Source organism: Aeromonas eucrenophila (genome assembly GCF_000819865.1).
Lineage (GTDB): Bacteria > Pseudomonadota > Gammaproteobacteria > Enterobacterales > Aeromonadaceae > Aeromonas > Aeromonas eucrenophila.
In genome coordinates this window covers 498,183-514,696 of the sequence record NZ_CDDF01000001.1, presented here as the reverse complement: position 1 = coordinate 514,696, position 16,514 = coordinate 498,183, and the positions used below count along the sequence as shown (strand labels likewise).

Genomic DNA, 16,514 nt, shown 5'->3' with positions numbered 1-16,514 from the left:
GACGGAGGGCGGTTTGGCGGTGATGTGGATGAAAAAAACCGGGACTTGGCCACAAAAGAGTGAGCAAGTGCAAAATATTGCTAATCCGTTACTTGAACTCGGCGCCCGCTTTCCCCATATAGAGGGCAGTCTTGCGCAAATTGTGCTGTCTGTGCCCCGGATGGGGGATGTGCGGCTCGACGCGACCAATGTGCGCCGCTATAATGTCGCGTCATATTTTCTCATCACAAAGACAGTCGTTGTCTTTATAAACAGGAAGACTCCGGGGATTTACCCAGGGGCAATAAAGGGTCAGCACGCAGTGCTGAGTTGAACGAGGTAAAAGAATGCAAGTTTCTGTAGAGACAACCCAAGGTCTGGAACGCCGTCTTACCATCACAGTACCGGCTGCTACCGTTGACGCCGCCGTGCGTAAAGAATTGAATGGCCTGGCCAAGACTCGTCGTATCGACGGTTTCCGTCCTGGCAAGGCTCCGGTTGCCATCATCAAGAAGATGTTCGGCGCCATGGCTCATGCCCGCGTTGCCGATGAAATGATGCAGAACAACTTCATCAAAGCCATCATCGAAAACAAACTGAGCCCGGCCGGTGCGCCGACCATGGATCCGAAAGAGATCAAGGAAGGCCAGGATTTCGAATTCACCGCCACTTTCGAAGTGTACCCGGAGTTTGAAGTTGCAGGCCTCGAGACCATCAAGGTCGAGAAGCCGGTTGCGACCGTCAAGGATGAAGATCTGGCCAACATGATCAACACCCTGCGCAAGCAACACGCCACCTGGACCGATGTTGACGCCGCTGCCGCCAATGGCATGCGTGTCACCCTGGACTTCGTTGGTTCCATCGACGGTGAAGAGTTCGACGGCGGCAAGGCCGAAGGCTTCTCCCTGGAGCTGGGCGCTGGCCGCATGATCCCGGGCTTCGAAGATGCCATCCTGGGCAAGAAAGCAGGCGACGAGTTCACCATCGAGGTGACTTTCCCGGCTGACTACCACGCCGAAAACCTGAAAGGCAAGGCGGCCAAGTTTGCCTCCAAGCTGATCAAGGTTGAAGAGCAGGTTCTGCCTGAGCTGACCGAAGAGTTCGTCAAGCGTTTCGGCATCGAAAGCGGCAACGTGGACGAGCTGAAGGCCGAAGTGCGCAAGAACATGGAGCGCGAACTGGCTCAAGCCCTGAAAAACAGCGTGAAAGAGCAAGTGCTGAACGGCCTGGTTGAAGCCAACCAGATCGATCTGCCGAAGGCTGCCGTTGCCCAGGAAATCGACACCCTGCGTCAGCAAGCGCTGCAGCGCTTCGGTGGCTTCCAGGGCGGCAACGCTCCCGAGCTGCCGGCCGAGCTGTTCCAGGCGCAAGCCGAGCGCCGTGTGCGCGTCGGTCTGCTGCTGGGTGACGTCATCCGCACCAACGAGATCAAGGCTGACGATGCCCGCGTGACCAGCATCATCGAGTCCATGGCCACCGCCTACGAAGATCCGAAGGAAGTGATCGAGTACTACCAACAGAACGAGCAAATGCTGAACGGCGTGCGCAATCTGGCGGTGGAAGATCAAGCCATCGACCTGATCCTGTCCAAGGCTCAAGTGACCGAGAAAGAAGTGGCCTTTGACGAAGTGATCAACAAGTCCGGTGCCGCTGCCTAAGAACATTTGACTTAAGGTCAAAACTGTTAAGTATAATGGCTCGTGTGATCTCCACTCGGGCCATTTTATTTTAGGGACAATGCCTTATGTACAAGAACTATAACGATGTGACTGAATCCCCACGCAATGCGCTCATCCCTATGGTGGTCGAGCAAACGGCTAAGGGTGAGCGTTCCTACGACATCTATTCCCGTCTGCTCAAAGAGCGGGTGATCTTCCTGACCGGTCAGGTTGAAGATCACATGGCGAATCTGGTGGTGGCTCAGCTGTTGTTCCTCGAATCCGAGAACCCGGATCAGGACATCAGCATCTACATCAATTCACCGGGTGGTGCCGTCACTGCGGGTATGTCCATTTATGACACCATGCAGTTCATCAAGCCGGACGTCAGCACCGTCTGCATGGGGCAAGCCTGCTCCATGGGCGCCTTCTTGCTGGCCGGTGGCGCCAAGGGCAAGCGTTTCTGCCTGCCCAATGCCCGTGTGATGATCCACCAACCCCTTGGCGGTTTCCAGGGCCAGGCATCTGACATCCAGATCCATGCCCAGGAGATCCTGAAGATCAAGAATACCCTGAACGACCGTCTGGCCTTCCATACCGGGCAGGACATGGCCACCATCGAACGTGACACCGACCGTGACAACTTCATGTCGGCCGAGCAGGCCGTGGCCTATGGTCTGGTCGATGGCATCCTGAGCCAGCGTGGCTGAGCAGGGTATTCCGGACTGTTGTAAACTCAACAGAACGATCCATCCTCTATTGATAAAACGAGGTTGCTGAATGACAGAGAAACGCAAGGGTGAGGGCGACAAGCTGCTTTATTGCTCTTTCTGCGGCAAAAGCCAGCATGAAGTGCGCAAGCTGATCGCGGGCCCTTCCGTCTACGTATGTGATGAGTGCGTCGAGCTGTGCAACGACATCATCCGCGAGGAGATCCGTGAGATCTCCCCCAAGCGTGATGGTAGCGAGCTGCCGACCCCTCATGAGATCCGCGCTCACCTGGATGACTATGTGATCGGGCAGGAGTACGCCAAGAAGGTCTTGGCGGTTGCCGTCTACAACCACTACAAGCGTCTGCGCAGTGGCAGCGAAGCCGGTGGTGTGGAGCTTGGCAAGTCCAACATCCTGCTGATCGGTCCAACCGGCAGCGGCAAGACCCTGCTTGCCGAGACGCTGGCTCGTCTGCTGGATGTGCCCTTCACCATGGCCGATGCCACCACCCTGACCGAAGCCGGTTATGTGGGCGAGGACGTGGAGAACATCATCCAGAAGCTGCTGCAAAAGTGCGACTACGACGTGGAGAAGGCCCAGCGCGGTATCGTCTACATCGACGAGATCGACAAGATCTCCCGCAAGTCGGACAACCCCTCCATCACCCGCGACGTGTCCGGGGAAGGGGTGCAGCAGGCGCTGCTCAAGCTGATCGAAGGCACTGTCGCCTCCGTGCCGCCGCAAGGTGGCCGCAAGCACCCGCAGCAGGAGTTCTTGCAGGTTGATACCTCCAAGATCCTCTTTATCTGTGGTGGCGCCTTCGCCGGCCTGGACAAGGTGATCGAACAACGTTCCGTCAAGGGCACTGGTATTGGGTTTGGCGCCGACGTCAAATCCAAGAATGCCAAGGCGACCCTGAGCGAGAACTTTGCCAAGGTGGAGCCGGAAGATCTGATCAAATACGGTCTGATCCCCGAGTTTATCGGTCGTCTGCCGGTGGTGGCGACGCTCACCGAGCTCGATGAGGCTGCCCTCATCCAGATCCTGAAAGAGCCGAAGAACGCGCTGACCAAGCAGTACGCTGCCCTGTTCGCGCTGGAAGAGGTGGAGCTGGAGTTCCGCGACGACGCCCTGAACGCCATTGCGCGCAAGGCGATGGAGCGTAAAACCGGTGCCCGGGGTCTGAGATCCATCGTCGAAGCCGTGTTGCTCGACACCATGTACGACTTGCCCTCCCTGGAAGGGGTCAGCAAGGTGGTGATCGACGAGACGGTGATCAAGGGGGATTCCGCCCCGCTGATGATCTACGACAATCCCGAGACTCAGGCCGCCGCCTCAGAGTAACTGGCTGATCTTTAATCACATAAAGGGGCTTTTTGCCCCTTTCATGCTTTTTACGGCCAAGGCGATTGAATCTCATCTTCGCGCCCCCATATACTCAGCCACGTGCTTTGCCAACGGTATAACAAGCCGAGAGGACATATATGAACCTAGAGCGTTCAGAACGCATCGAGATTCCCGTCCTGCCTCTTCGTGACGTGGTGGTTTACCCCCACATGGTCATTCCACTCTTCGTGGGGCGGGAAAAATCCATTCGCTGTCTGGAAGCGGCCATGGAGCAGGACAAGAAAGTCCTGCTGGTGGCCCAGAAGGATGCGTCGACTGACGAGCCAACGGTGGAGGAGATCTTCTCCGTCGGGACAGTGGCCAATATTTTACAGATGCTCAAGCTGCCGGACGGCACCGTCAAGGTGCTGGTGGAAGGGGGCCAGCGTGCCCGTCTTGAGCGGATGATCGATGACAAGGACTTCTTCGTCGGGGAGGCGCAGTACATAGCGTCTGCCGCCATCGAGGAGAAGGATCAGGATGTGCTGGTGCGCTCCGCCATCGGTCAGTTTGAAGGTTATATCAAGCTCAACAAGAAGATCCCGCCCGAGGTACTGACCTCGATCTCGGCGATCGACGATGCTGCGCGCCTGGCCGATACCATGGCCGCGCACATGCCGCTCAAGCTCGAAGACAAGCAGAAGGTGCTGGAAATCGCCTCTGTGTCCGAGCGCATCGAGTTTCTGATGGCCATGATGGAGTCGGAGATTGACCTGCTGCAGGTCGAGAAACGCATCCGCTCCCGGGTCAAGAAACAGATGGAGAAGAGCCAGCGCGAGTACTACCTCAACGAGCAGATGAAGGCCATCCAGAAAGAGCTGGGTGAGCTGGAAGACAGTCCGGACGAATTCGAAGCCCTCAATCGCAAGATTGAAGAGGCGGGGATGCCGGAAGATGCCCGTGAGAAGGCGCTGGCCGAGCTTGCCAAGCTGAAGATGATGTCCCCCATGTCGGCGGAAGCCACAGTGGTGCGCAGCTATGTCGACTGGATGGTGCAGGTGCCCTGGAAGGCCCGCTCCAAGGTCAAGAAAGATCTCGGCAAGGCCCAAGAGGTGCTGGACGCGGATCACTATGGCCTGGAGAAGGTCAAGGATCGCATCCTCGAGTATCTGGCGGTGCAGGCGCGGGTGAACAAGCTCAAGGGCCCCATCCTCTGTCTGGTTGGGCCTCCCGGTGTGGGCAAGACCTCGCTCGGTCAGTCCATCGCCAAGGCGACCGGTCGCAAGTACGTGCGCATGGCGCTCGGCGGCGTGCGTGACGAGGCGGAGATCCGCGGTCACCGTCGCACCTACATCGGCTCCATGCCCGGCAAGCTCATCCAGAAGATGGCCAAGATCGGCGTGAAGAACCCGCTGTTCCTGCTCGACGAGATCGACAAGATGAGCTCGGACATGCGCGGCGATCCCGCCTCCGCCTTGCTGGAAGTGCTGGATCCGGAGCAGAACAACAGCTTCAACGATCACTATCTGGAAGTGGATTATGACCTGTCGGACGTGATGTTCGTGGCGACTTCCAACTCCATGAACATCCCGGGTCCGCTGCTGGATCGGATGGAAGTGATCCGCTTGTCCGGTTACACCGAAGACGAGAAGCTCAACATCGCCAAGCAGCACCTGGTGGCGAAGCAGATCCAGCGCAACGGTCTGAAAGAGTCCGAGATCACCATCGAAGACTCGGCGCTGATCGGCGTGATCCGCTACTACACCCGCGAGGCGGGGGTGCGTAGCCTGGAGCGCGAGATCTCCAAGATCTGTCGCAAGGCGGTCAAACGCATCCTGCTGGACAAGAGCATCAAGCACGTTCAGGTCAATCAGGACAACCTCAAGGAATTCCTCGGGGTGCAGCGTTTCGATTACGGCAAGGCCACCGACCAGAACCAGATTGGTCAGGTCTGCGGCTTGGCCTGGACCGAAGTGGGGGGCGATCTGCTCACCATCGAGACCACCAACGTGCCGGGCAAGGGCAAGCTCACCTACACCGGGTCCCTCGGTGATGTGATGCAGGAGTCCATCCAGGCAGCCATGACGGTGGTGCGGGCCCGCGCCGAGAAGCTGCGCATCAACGCCGACTTCTACGAGAAGCGCGACATCCACGTGCACGTGCCGGAAGGGGCGACCCCGAAGGATGGTCCGAGCGCCGGTATCGCCATGTGTACCGCCCTGGTCTCCAGCCTGACCGGCAACCCGGTGCGTGCCGATGTGGCCATGACCGGGGAGATCACCCTACGCGGCGAAGTGCTGCCCATCGGTGGCCTCAAAGAGAAGCTGCTGGCGGCGCACCGTGGTGGCATCAAGCGGGTGTTGATCCCGTTTGAGAACGCCCGTGACTTGGAAGAGATCCCGGCCAACGTCAAACAAGATCTTGAAATTTATCCGGTTCGCTGGATTGATGAGGTGTTGGCGCTGGCGTTGCAGGACAATCCGCAGGGCTTCGAACGCGTTTCTGTCGTGTAAATGTTGATGCGCCGCAAATTTGGCGCATTCGGGAGGTGGTTAAGGCTTGCATGCGCCGGATAACGGAAGTAGCCTTGACCACCGATCGGGTACTCATGATGAGTCGCAATGCGTGATGTGGCGCGGGTTTGCGCCAGATTGTCACTTGCAACTGATCAGGAGGCTTGTTATAAAACCTCCACTTGTTGTGGCCAGGGAAATCAGCGCCGCAGCGATGTTCGATAAAAGGGGAAAATAAGAGTGAATAAATCTCAACTGATTGACAAGATTGCAGACGGTGCTGATATCTCCAAAGCCGCTGCTGGCCGTGCGCTGGATGCCTTCATCGATGCGGTAGGTGAAGCTCTGAAAGAGGGTGACCAGGTTGCTCTGGTTGGTTTCGGTACTTTCGCTGTTCGCGAGCGTGCCGCTCGTTCTGGCCGCAACCCGCAAACTGGTGCGACCATCGAAATCGCCGCCGGTAAAGTTCCTGCCTTCAAAGCCGGCAAGGCCCTGAAAGACGCGGTCAACTAAGCCGGGCGCTGATTTCAACATCGGCCACCGTCCTTGGTCGCAGACCAGACAAGTGAGAGGGCTCTCCCTCATACTGATTGACCAAGGCGCATCGCAATCGGTGCGCCTTTTCATTATTTACGCCCATCGAGTTCGGGAGCATAAGTACAAACATGATGTTGGATAAACTACGCGAAGGGGCGCAGGGCAAGGTAGCCAAGGTTATCTTGGGCCTGATCATCCTCTCCTTTGCCTTGGCCGGGGTAGGCAGCTACCTCAATGGCCCGGCACGTACCGCCCCCGCTACCGTCAACGGCAATGACATCAGTGCTCCCGCACTGGAGAATGCCTATCGCAACGAGCGGGCCCGCATGGAATCTCAAATGGGTGAGGCCTTCAATCAGATGGCTGCCAACCCCGATTACATGAAACAGTTCCGCCGTGGTGTGCTGGACCGGTTGATCGATCAGGCGCTGATCGATGGCAAGGCCCGCGAACTCGGCCTGCGCGTCAGCGACGAGCAGATCAAGCAGGCCATCGTCGCCATGCCGGAGTTTGTCGAAGACGGCAAGTTCAACAACGAGCGCTATCTGCAGCTGATCCGCCGCGCCGGCATGACGCCGGAGATGTTCCGTGACTCCCTGCGCCAGGACATGGTGCGTCAGCAACTGATGGGTGCCCTGCTGGGCTCCGAATTTGCGCTCAAGGGTGAAGCCGAGCAGCTCGACCGACTCTACAACCAGACCCGTGATCTGCGCCTGGTGCGTCTGAGCGCCGCCGCTTACATGAATGAGGTCGAGGTGACCGACGCCGAGGTAGATCAGTTCTACAAGGCCAACAGCGCCCGCTTCATGAACGACGAGAAGGTCAAGGTCGACTACCTGCTGCTGGACGCCGCCACCTTGAGCAAAGACATCAAGGTCAGCGAACAGGATGCCCAGGATTACTACGATCAGCACCAGGACCAGTTCCAGCGTGCCGAGCGTCGCCAGGTGGCACACATCCTGATCCCGTTTGGCAAGGATGAGAAAGCCGCCGAGCAGAAGGCGAGCGAGTTGCTGGCGAAAGCCAAGGGCGGTGAAGACTTCGCCGCGCTGGCCAAGGCCAACTCCTCCGATACCTTCTCCGCCAAGAAGGGCGGCGAGCTGGACTGGTTCGAGAAAGGGGTCATGGATCCTACCTTCGAGAAGGCCGCCTTCGAGCTGGCCAAGGCCGGCGATCTCTCTGGCGTGGTGAAGAGCCCGTTTGGCTTCCACGTCATCAAGCTGCTAGCCGTCGAGCCTGCTCAGACCAAGCCGTTTGCCGATGTGATGAGCGAAACCATCAGCCGTCTGCAAGCCGACAAGGCCAAGGAGCAGTTCTTTGCCCTGCAGCAGAAGATGGCCGACAGCAGCTTCGAAAACCCGGACTCGCTGGATCTCACCGCCGAGACCATGGGCCTGAAGGTCATCTCCTCTGACTACTTCAGTCAGGCCGATGCGGCAGCACCGCTCAATGATCCCAAGGTGCTGGCGGTGGCGTTCTCCGAACAGCTGCGCGATGACAACACCAACTCCGATGTGATTGAACTGGCAGATGGCAAGGCGCTGGTGCTGCACATCATGGGTCACCAGCCGAAGGCCGCCAAGCCGCTGGCGGAGATCAAGGAGCAGGTGATTGCGGCCATCAAGCACGACAAGGCGAGCGAAGTGGCGCGCAGCAAGGCGCAGGCCCTGCTGGACAAGCTGCACGCGGGTGAAGACATCCAGGCCGACTTGACCGCACTGGGTGCCAAAGTGGAGACCCATAACGGCGTCGCTCGCTTCACTCAGGACATGGATCAGAACCTGCTGGCCCAAGCCTTCCGCATGCCCCATCCGAAGGATGGCAAGCCGAGCGTGGAGCTGGTCGCCGAAGCCAATGGCGATCGGGTTGTGGTGGCGCTGGACAAGGTCAACGTGACCAAGGAGCCGTCCCAGATGGTCAGCCTGCTGCAAGGCCAGCTTGGCCAAGGCAAGGCACAGGCCTCCTACAAGTCGCTGATCGACGAGCTGCGCAAGACCGCGAAGATCGAGTACTTCACCGACGTGGAAGCGGCCGTCGAATAAACCCGACATCGCACGCCATCGAAAACGGCCCCACTATGGGGCCGTTTTTTTATCTATAAAATATAGATTTTATGGCGTTATCCATCGTCAATGTACTCAATATGCAGATGTTATATGTCACTCAAGGGGCATGGGGCAGATGTCGGCGCCGTGGGGATGATGCCTGCCGATCAAGAATCGGCTGGGTGCAAGTCGATGGGAGCTTGAATGCCAATCGGATGCACGGGCGCTGCTAGGATAATCAGTGCTGGTATGGGAGCGCGCGAGAGCCTCTGGGCGCCACGAGCCGCATCCGTATCGATCTGGGGGGCGCGGCACCTGTGAGTACTGCGAGTAGCATCCATACCTGTCTTGGACAAACCTGCAGGCTGCTATATGGGCTTGCAGGCAGCAGTTCGGAGGCAATAAAAAACCGGCGCCCATGGGCGCCGGTTTGCATTGGATGAGTGCGGGGGAGGATGTTTACACCACGCCTTGAGTACGCAGGTAATCCTCGTAGGTACCGCCGAAGTCGCGGATGCCGTTCTCGGTCAGTTCCATGATGCGGGTCGCCAGGGAGGAGACGAACTCGCGGTCGTGGGAGACGAAGATCAGGGTCCCTTGGTACATCTCGAGCGCCATGTTCAAGGATTCGATAGATTCCATGTCCAGGTGGTTGGTCGGCTCATCCATGATCAGGATGTTGGGGCGCTGCATCATCAGCTTGCCGAACAGCATGCGACCCTGTTCGCCACCGGAGAGCACCTTGACCGGCTTCTTGATGTCGTCCTGGGTGAACAGCAGACGACCCAGGATGGAGCGCACCGCCTGCTCGTCTTCGTTGGGCTGTTTCCACTGGGTCATCCAGTCAAACACGTTGAGATCGGTGTCGAAGTCTTCGGCGTGATCCTGGGCGTAGTAACCGATCTGGGCGTTTTCGGACCACTTGATGGTGCCGCTGTCCGGTGCCAGCTCGCCCATCAGGGTCTTGATCAGGGTGGATTTACCGATACCGTTGGTACCCAGAATGGCGACCTTCTCGCCCACTTCCAGCATCATGCTGAGGCCCTTGAACAGCGGTGTTTCACCGTAGCCCTTGGATACCCCTTCCACTTCCAGGATGTTGCGGTACAGCTTCTTCTCCTGCTCGAAGCGGATGAAGGGGTTCTGACGGCTGGAGACCTTCACTTCCTCAATCTTGATCTTGTCGATCTGCTTCAAGCGGGACGTTGCCTGGCTGGACTTGGAGGCGTTGGCGCTGAAACGAGAGACGAAGGATTGCAAGTCGGCAATCTGGGCCTTCTTCTTGGCGTTGTCGGAGAGCAGACGCTCGCGGGCCTGGGTGGCCGCGGTCATGTACTCGTCGTAGTTGCCCGGGTAGACGCGCAGCTCGCCGTAGTCCAGATCCGCCATATGAGTACAGACGGAGTTCAGGAAGTGACGGTCGTGAGAGATGATGATCATGGTGCTTTCACGATCGTTGAGCACCTGCTCCAGCCAGCGAATGGTGTTGATGTCCAGGTTGTTGGTCGGTTCGTCCAGCAACAGGATGTCGGGATTGGAGAACAGCGCCTGTGCCAGCAGCACCCGCAGTTTCCAGCCCGGTGCCACTTCACTCATGGGGCCGTTGTGCTGCTCGATGGGGATACCGGCGCCCAGCAGCAATTCACCCGCGCGCGCTTCGGCGGTGTAGCCGTCGAATTCGGCGACGGTGCCTTCCAGCTCGGCGGCACGCATGTAGTCGTCGTCGGTGGCTTCCAGGTTCGCGTAGATGGCATCGCGCTCGGCGATGGCGGCCCACAGCTCGACGTGGCCCATCATGACCACGTCCAGCACGCGCATCTCTTCGTAGGCGAACTGATCCTGGCGCAACTTACCGATGCGCTCGTTGACGTCCAGGCTCACATTACCGCCAGTGGGCTCAAGGTCGCCGCCGAGGATCTTCATAAAGGTGGACTTGCCACAGCCGTTGGCGCCGATGAGGCCGTAGCGGTTGCCGCCGCCAAACTTGACGCTGATGTTCTCAAACAACGGCTTGGCGCCGAACTGCATGGTGATGTTATTGCTGCTTAACAAAGGAGATGTCCCGGTTGGTCTGTCAAATGGCGCGCATTATGGCACAGATCCGCCGAAAGTTTTAGCAAGAACTGTGATCTGGCGCTATTGCATGGGGGGCAAGGGAGTATGAAAAAAGCCGGCACAGGGCCGGCTTGGAGAGAGACAACATTGCATCAGTGGGCGCTGGCGCCGGAGGCACCGAGCCCGGTCTGGGAGCGCACGAACTGCGGGAAGAACTTGGTGTGTTCGTCGGCCGCGTTCTGGGACTTGTCGGTCACCGAGAAGAACCAGATCCCGACGAAGGCCAGCGCCATGGAGAAGAGCGCAGGGTATTCGTAGGGGAAGATCGCCTCGGTGTGACCCAGTACCTTCACCCAGATGGTGGGGCCCAGGATCATCAGGGTCACGGCGCTGATGAGACCCAGCCAACCGCCGTAGACGGCGCCACGGGTGCTCAGGCGTGACCAGAACATCGAGAGGAACAGCACCGGGAAGTTGCAGCTCGCCGCGATGGAGAAGGCCAGGCCCACCATGAAGGCGATGTTCTGCTTCTCGAACAGGATGCCAAGACCGATGGCAACCACCCCCAGTACCAGGGTGGTCATCTTGGAGACGCGCAGTTCATCGGCTTCGTTGGCCTTGCCGTTCTTCAGCACGCAGGCATAGAGGTCATGGGACACCGCGGAGGCACCCGCCAGGGTCAGACCGGCGACCACCGCCAGTATAGTGGCGAAGGCCACGGCGGAGATGAAGCCGAGGAACAGGCTGCCGCCAACCGCATCGGCCAGGTGAACGGCCGCCATGTTGGTGCCGCCGAGCAGGGCGCCGGTGGCGTCCTTGAAGTCCGGGTTGGTGCTGACCAGCAGGATGGCGCCAAAGCCGATGATGAAGGTCAGGATGTAGAAGTAACCGATGAAGCCGGTGGCGTAGAACACCGATTTGCGGGCTTCCTTGGCATCACTCACGGTGAAGAAACGCATCAGGATGTGGGGCAGGCCGGCGGTGCCGAACATCAGTGCCAGACCCAGCGAGATGGCGGAGATGGGATCGGCCACCAGACCGCCCGGGCTCATGATGGCGGCGCCATTGGCGTGCACCTTGACGGCCTCGCTGAACAGGGCGCCGATGTCGAAGTTGACGGACTTCATCACCATGATGGCCATGAAGCTGGCACCGGAGAGCAGCATCACCGCCTTGATGATCTGCACCCAGGTGGTGGCCAGCATGCCGCCAAACAGCACGTAGAGCACCATCAGTATGCCGACCAGCACCACGGCGATGTGGTATTGCAGGCCGAACAAGAGCTCGATGAGCTTGCCGGCACCGACCATCTGGGCGATCAGGTAGAGGGCGACCACCACCAGGGAACCGCTGGCGGAGAGGGTGCGCACCGAGGTCTGCTTGAGGCGATAGGAGGCCACGTCGGCGAAGGTGTACTTGCCGAGGTTGCGCAGCCGCTCCGCGATCAGGAACAGGATGATGGGCCAGCCCACCAGGAAGCCGATGGAGTAGATGAGGCCGTCATAGCCCGAGGTGTAGACCAGGGCGGAGATGCCGAGGAAGGAGGCGGCGGACATGTAGTCGCCGGCGATGGCCAGGCCATTCTGGAAGCCGGTGATGCGCCCGCCGGCGGCATAGTAATCCGAGGCCGAGCGGTTGCGCTTGGAGGCCCAGTAGGTGATGAACAGGGTGGCGGCCACGAAGGCCACGAACATGACGATGGCCGGCACGTTCAGAGGCTGGCGTTGCACCTCGCCGGTCAGCGCATCGGCCGCCAGCAAGGGAGTGGAGATGAGGCCGCCGAGCAGCAGCAGAGACTTGCCTTTCATGATTGCACTCCCTTGAGGATCTTCTGATTCAATTCGTCAAACTCGCCGTTGGCCCGGAACACGTAGATGCCGGTCAGCACGAAGGAGGAGAGGATCAAGCCCACTCCGACCGGGATGCCGCGGGTGATGGAGGAGCCTTCGCTCAGGGGGGTGCCGAGCCAGCCGGGGGCGAAGGCGATGAGCAGGATAAACGCCAGGTAGAGCCCCAGCATCAGGATGGAGAGGGTCCAGGCGAAGCGCTGGCGCTTGGCGACCAACTCCTGAAAGTTGGGATCTTGCTGGATCCTCAGATAGCGTTGCTGTTCCATTGCAGTTCTCCGTGACGGTTGTGTCAGCTGTGAATGAAGGTTGTCCCTACCGAGCAGGAGGCCTGCTCATGTAATGAAAATGTGAATTAAATGTTATTGGTCGGCAATTAGACTTTGGGATAAGTCAGGGGTCCGCCATGGCGCAGGCGCAAGAAGATGAGGGCGGCGGTGATGGCATCGCTCAGGGCGTCGTGAGGGGGCAGGGCAGGCAGCCCCAGATGGCTGCTGATGGCGGCCAGGTGTAGATCGATGGCGGCGTCCGGGTAGCGGCGATAGAGCCTGTCGTGGTAGAGGCGGCTCACCTCTATACCGGGCTGGGGCAGGTGCAGGCCCCACCGCCGCTGGCAGGCCAGATTGAGGATCCGCAAGTCATAGGCGATGTGGTAACCCACCAGTTCACGGGGGCCGATAAAGGCCAGCAACTGGCGCAGCGCGACCTCCAGCGCCAAGCCGTGCCGCAGATCCTGATGGCGCAGGCCGTGGATCACCACCGACTGCTCGTTCAGGCTGGCGGGGGGCAACACCCGCAGGGAGAGTGCCTCTCCAGTCAGCAGCCGGTTGCCCTGAATGCGCACCGCACCGATGGACACTATCTCGGCCCGCTCGGGATCCAGGCTCGTGGTCTCCAAATCGAGGGCCACCCACTCATCGGCCGGGGCGTCACCAAACAGCGGGGCGAACTCCCCGTGGCGAAAGGCACGGCCGTACCAGCGTCGACGCCACTGGTGCCAGGGCGTCATTGCCGCAACCGAAAGTGGACGCCCAGCCACTGCTGAAACTTCTTCACCTGGTGCAGGGCGTGGCGCAGCAGATCCCTGTCCCCGTGGCTGAGGGCATCCACCTGCACCCTATGGTCCCCCGCCTTGAGCTGTCCGCCGAGTCGCAGCCGGATAAAGAGCCGAAACGCCTCCGCCAAGTTGGCGCCATAGTCGTGGCTGAGCCGGCCCGCAGAGACCAGCGCCTCGATGCGACCCAGGGTCGATGTCTCCAATATGCCCGCCTCCAGCGCCAGCACCCGCAGCCCGTGCACCAGCGGGAACAGGCCGCCGCGCTTGAGATCCAGCCCCTCGGGGGCCTGCTCCAGCCGGCCGAACAGGGTGAGGGGGGTGTGAAAGGCGATGGCGGCGCGGGCCATCTCCGCCAGCAAGTCGGGCCTGTCGCCGAGCCGCATCCGCAACTGGCGGGCGAGCGGGGCCAGCAGGTCTCTCTGCCCGGCGATGGCCTGGGCGTCGGCCAGGGTGGCGAGCCAGAGCAGATCCCCTTCGCTCGCCACGACACAGGCCCGCTCCACCTCGTCTCGCCACTGGGTCGCCTCCTTGACCCACTGGGGGTTGCTGACCATGACCCGGCCCGGACAGGGCGGGTAGCCGAGTCGCGCGAGCAGGGCGCTGAACGCGGCGAGATCCGTTTGCTGGCTTGGCCAGTGCAGGCCATCTGGCAGGATCAGGGCGTTGTCCTGATCGGTTTTCTGGATCTGCTCCCCGCGCCCCTCGGAGCCCAGCATCAGCAGGCAGACCTTGTCTTGCACCTCGGGCGGGATCACCAGGGCGAAGGCCTTGGCGATCAGCTGCTCGTTGATGGTGGCGATGAGCCTCATCAGAAAGAGGGTGTGGATCCCCTGGGCAAACAGCGATCGGGTCAGCTGTTGCTGCTCCCTGGCGACCGCCTCCAGAGCATCCAGGCTGTCTGCCCGGGCGATGCGCAGGGTCAGCACATGGGAGTGGGCGGAGAAGAGCCCGAGCACCTGGGTCAGGTGCAGAATGCCGGCCACTTCCTGCCCTTGCCAGACCACCAGACGCTTGATGCGATGGCGGGTCATCAGCAGCAGGGCATCGAACAGATAGCCGCCGAGCGGCAGACCGATGAGGGGGGCCGGGGTCAGGAGCGTGAGGGGGGTCGTCAGCGGCAATCCTTGCAGGGTCAGGGCGTGCAGCAGGGTCTTGCGGGTCGCGAGGCTCAGGCTGCCGTCGGGGGCCGGGTAGATCAGACAGTCGGTGCCACGGGCGGCCATGGCTTCGCTCGCGGCGAGCAGGCTGCTGTGCCTGCCGAGTTGCAGGGGCGGTTGCAGGTGGCTGATGTCGATGCGGGTCAGGATGAATTCCGCCAGGTTCTGCTGGCCGAGCTGGCTGCGCCGCTCCTGCTCGCGCTGGCGCTCTGCCAGATTGGCGGTGAAGTAGCGGGCGAAGGCGGGGTTGCCTGCGCAGAGTCCCTGAAACACGGCGCGGGGAATGAGCTGGCAGAGGCAGTCTTCCAGGGCGCCGAAACGGTGGCGACAGTGGCCATCGAACTGGGCGCGCACGTCGAACAGGTCCCCTTCACCATAATCCCCGAATGACTGGTGGGGGCTCGACTCCTCCACCGCCCCCTTGATGACGAGATAGAGGCCCGGCGGGGCTTCGCCCGGGCTCAGCACCGTCTGGCCGGCCCGAAAGTAGCAGATGCTGAGGCTCTGTCCGAGTCGCTGGCGCGCCGGTTCGTCGAGGCAATCGAAGGGCGGGCGGTCGAAGTTGAACAAGATGGTCATGACAATTCTCGTCTCGGCCGGGGGCATGGGGCATGGGAAATAGCGCCAGTCTGGCAAAGGCGCCAGACAGGAACCAGCCGACTTTAGTCGCAGAGGGGGCTTAGCCTCCCTGTACCCGCTGGTAACAGTCTGGTAACGTTGTGGTATGACCAGTGCCATATCAAGGAGGAGAGGGGAAATGGATAAACCAAGGGTCAAGTGCGAGATCCGGGACGGCATCGCCGAGGTGATGCTGGCGCGGGGAGACAAGCTCAACGCGCTGGACAGGGCCATGTTTGGCGCCATCGATGAGACGCTCACCCAGTTGCAGCAGCAGAAAGGCTTGCGGGCGGTGATCCTGCACGGGGAGGGGCGGGCGTTCTGCGCCGGGCTGGATGTGAAATCCATGCTCAAGCAGCCGGTGGCGGCCCTCGAGATCCTCAAACGGGAGGCTGACGAGGCCACCAATCTGGCCCAGCGGGTCGCCTATGGCTGGCACCAGCTGCCGGTGCCGGTGATCGTCGTCACTCAGGGGGTCTGCTTCGGTGGCGGCTTGCAGATAGCGCTCGGCGCCGATTTTCGCTTCAGCACCCCGGATTGCCGCTTTTCGGTGATGGAGATCAAGTGGGGCATCATCCCCGACATGAGCGGTAGCGTCACCCTGCGCAACCTGATGGGGATAGACACCGCCATGGAGCTCGCCATGAGCGGGCGTGAATGTGACGCCAGCGAGGCCAGGGTGCTCGGCCTGGTGAGCCGGGTCTGCGCTGATCCCCTGGCCGAGGCGCGGGAGTTTGCCCGCACCCTCATCACCAAGTCGCCGGACGCGCTGGCGGGGATCAAGCAGCTCTACACCCAGGCCTGGGCCCGCAGCGACGAGGTGATGCTCAAAGAAGAGACCCGCTTGCAGAAACAGATCCTGGGGCGGCCGAACCAGTGGCGCGCCACCCTCAACAGCCTGTTTCGTTGGCGCCTGCCGTTCGGCCCGCGCCGCAACGCGCTCTAGGGCCTAGCCCCAAAGAAAATGGCAGCCAAGGCTGCCATTTTTTATATCTCTCTTGGAGGGATTCG

General features: G+C 60.5%; 13 protein-coding genes. 8 read left to right on the top strand and 5 right to left on the bottom strand.

Features of this window, described 5'->3' with window-relative positions; translation table 11 throughout:
- The first annotated feature begins 13 nt into the window (after positions 1–13).
- The 7 genes from BN1124_RS02070 to ppiD all read left to right on the top strand — a co-directional run bounded on the left by BN1124_RS02070 (position 14) and on the right by ppiD (position 8,766).
- Positions 14–313, top strand: coding sequence for a hypothetical protein (locus BN1124_RS02070; protein WP_231553582.1), 300 nt, complete (start codon positions 14–16; stop codon positions 311–313).
- Positions 314–326: 13 nt separating this feature from the next.
- Entirely contained in the window at positions 327–1,637 is a 1,311-nt protein-coding gene (gene tig / locus BN1124_RS02065) for a trigger factor (protein ID WP_042638601.1), read from the top strand.
- Positions 1,638–1,723: 86 nt separating this feature from the next.
- A complete protein-coding gene (clpP, locus tag BN1124_RS02060; protein WP_005324106.1) occupies positions 1,724–2,347 on the top strand; it encodes an ATP-dependent Clp endopeptidase proteolytic subunit ClpP in 624 nt (207 codons plus the stop codon).
- 70 nt (positions 2,348–2,417) lie between these two features.
- Positions 2,418–3,692, top strand: coding sequence for an ATP-dependent protease ATP-binding subunit ClpX (clpX, locus tag BN1124_RS02055; RefSeq protein WP_033129954.1), 1,275 nt, complete (start codon positions 2,418–2,420; stop codon positions 3,690–3,692).
- A gap of 140 nt (positions 3,693–3,832) precedes the next feature.
- Positions 3,833–6,187, top strand: coding sequence for an endopeptidase La (gene lon, locus BN1124_RS02050; protein WP_042638596.1), 2,355 nt, complete (start codon positions 3,833–3,835; stop codon positions 6,185–6,187).
- Positions 6,188–6,427: 240 nt separating this feature from the next.
- On the top strand, positions 6,428–6,700 hold the full coding sequence (gene hupB, locus BN1124_RS20610) for a nucleoid-associated protein HU-beta (protein ID WP_005315375.1): 273 nt from the start codon (positions 6,428–6,430) through the stop codon (positions 6,698–6,700).
- Positions 6,701–6,852: 152 nt separating this feature from the next.
- The gene (ppiD, locus tag BN1124_RS02040; RefSeq protein ID WP_042638592.1) at positions 6,853–8,766 is read left to right on the top strand and encodes a peptidylprolyl isomerase; all 1,914 of its coding nucleotides are present in this window, start codon (positions 6,853–6,855) and stop codon (positions 8,764–8,766) included.
- A 462-nt stretch (positions 8,767–9,228) separates the two neighbouring features.
- On the opposite strand, the gene BN1124_RS02035 is transcribed toward ppiD, so the two are convergent.
- The 5 genes from BN1124_RS02035 to BN1124_RS02015 all read right to left on the bottom strand — a co-directional run bounded on the left by BN1124_RS02035 (position 9,229) and on the right by BN1124_RS02015 (position 15,464).
- Positions 9,229–10,821 (bottom strand): ABC-F family ATPase, encoded by a 1,593-nt coding sequence (locus tag BN1124_RS02035; RefSeq protein WP_042638590.1) that lies wholly within the window; start codon positions 10,819–10,821, stop codon positions 9,229–9,231.
- A 155-nt stretch (positions 10,822–10,976) separates the two neighbouring features.
- Positions 10,977–12,632 carry a cation acetate symporter gene (locus BN1124_RS02030; RefSeq protein WP_042638588.1) on the bottom strand — a complete coding sequence of 552 codons (1,656 nt, stop codon included), beginning with the start codon at positions 12,630–12,632 and terminating at the stop codon, positions 10,977–10,979.
- Positions 12,629–12,940 (bottom strand): DUF485 domain-containing protein, encoded by a 312-nt coding sequence (locus BN1124_RS02025; RefSeq protein WP_042638586.1) that lies wholly within the window; start codon positions 12,938–12,940, stop codon positions 12,629–12,631. The genes BN1124_RS02030 and BN1124_RS02025 overlap by 4 nt, the downstream gene beginning before the upstream one ends.
- A 107-nt stretch (positions 12,941–13,047) precedes the next feature.
- The gene (locus tag BN1124_RS02020; RefSeq protein ID WP_042638583.1) at positions 13,048–13,680 is read right to left on the bottom strand and encodes a 3'-5' exonuclease; all 633 of its coding nucleotides are present in this window, start codon (positions 13,678–13,680) and stop codon (positions 13,048–13,050) included.
- The gene (locus BN1124_RS02015) at positions 13,677–15,464 is read right to left on the bottom strand and encodes a putative nucleotidyltransferase substrate binding domain-containing protein (protein ID WP_042638582.1); all 1,788 of its coding nucleotides are present in this window, start codon (positions 15,462–15,464) and stop codon (positions 13,677–13,679) included. The genes BN1124_RS02020 and BN1124_RS02015 overlap by 4 nt, the downstream gene beginning before the upstream one ends.
- A 178-nt stretch (positions 15,465–15,642) precedes the next feature.
- On the opposite strand from BN1124_RS02015, the gene BN1124_RS02010 reads away from it, so the two are divergent.
- A complete protein-coding gene (locus BN1124_RS02010) occupies positions 15,643–16,449 on the top strand; it encodes a crotonase/enoyl-CoA hydratase family protein (RefSeq protein ID WP_042638580.1) in 807 nt (268 codons plus the stop codon).
- The last annotated feature ends 65 nt before the right edge of the window (positions 16,450–16,514 follow it).

Coding starts and splice junctions, on each gene's coding strand:
- tig (WP_042638601.1), top strand. CDS start 327: ATGCAAGTTTCTGTAGAGACAACCCAAGGTCTGGAACGCCGTCTTACC.
- clpP (WP_005324106.1), top strand. CDS start 1,724: ATGTACAAGAACTATAACGATGTGACTGAATCCCCACGCAATGCGCTC.
- clpX (WP_033129954.1), top strand. CDS start 2,418: ATGACAGAGAAACGCAAGGGTGAGGGCGACAAGCTGCTTTATTGCTCT.
- lon (WP_042638596.1), top strand. CDS start 3,833: ATGAACCTAGAGCGTTCAGAACGCATCGAGATTCCCGTCCTGCCTCTT.
- ppiD (WP_042638592.1), top strand. CDS start 6,853: ATGATGTTGGATAAACTACGCGAAGGGGCGCAGGGCAAGGTAGCCAAG.
- BN1124_RS02030 (WP_042638588.1), bottom strand. CDS start 12,632: ATGAAAGGCAAGTCTCTGCTGCTGCTCGGCGGCCTCATCTCCACTCCC.
- BN1124_RS02025 (WP_042638586.1), bottom strand. CDS start 12,940: ATGGAACAGCAACGCTATCTGAGGATCCAGCAAGATCCCAACTTTCAG.
- BN1124_RS02020 (WP_042638583.1), bottom strand. CDS start 13,680: ATGACGCCCTGGCACCAGTGGCGTCGACGCTGGTACGGCCGTGCCTTT.
- BN1124_RS02015 (WP_042638582.1), bottom strand. CDS start 15,464: ATGACCATCTTGTTCAACTTCGACCGCCCGCCCTTCGATTGCCTCGAC.
- BN1124_RS02010 (WP_042638580.1), top strand. CDS start 15,643: ATGGATAAACCAAGGGTCAAGTGCGAGATCCGGGACGGCATCGCCGAG.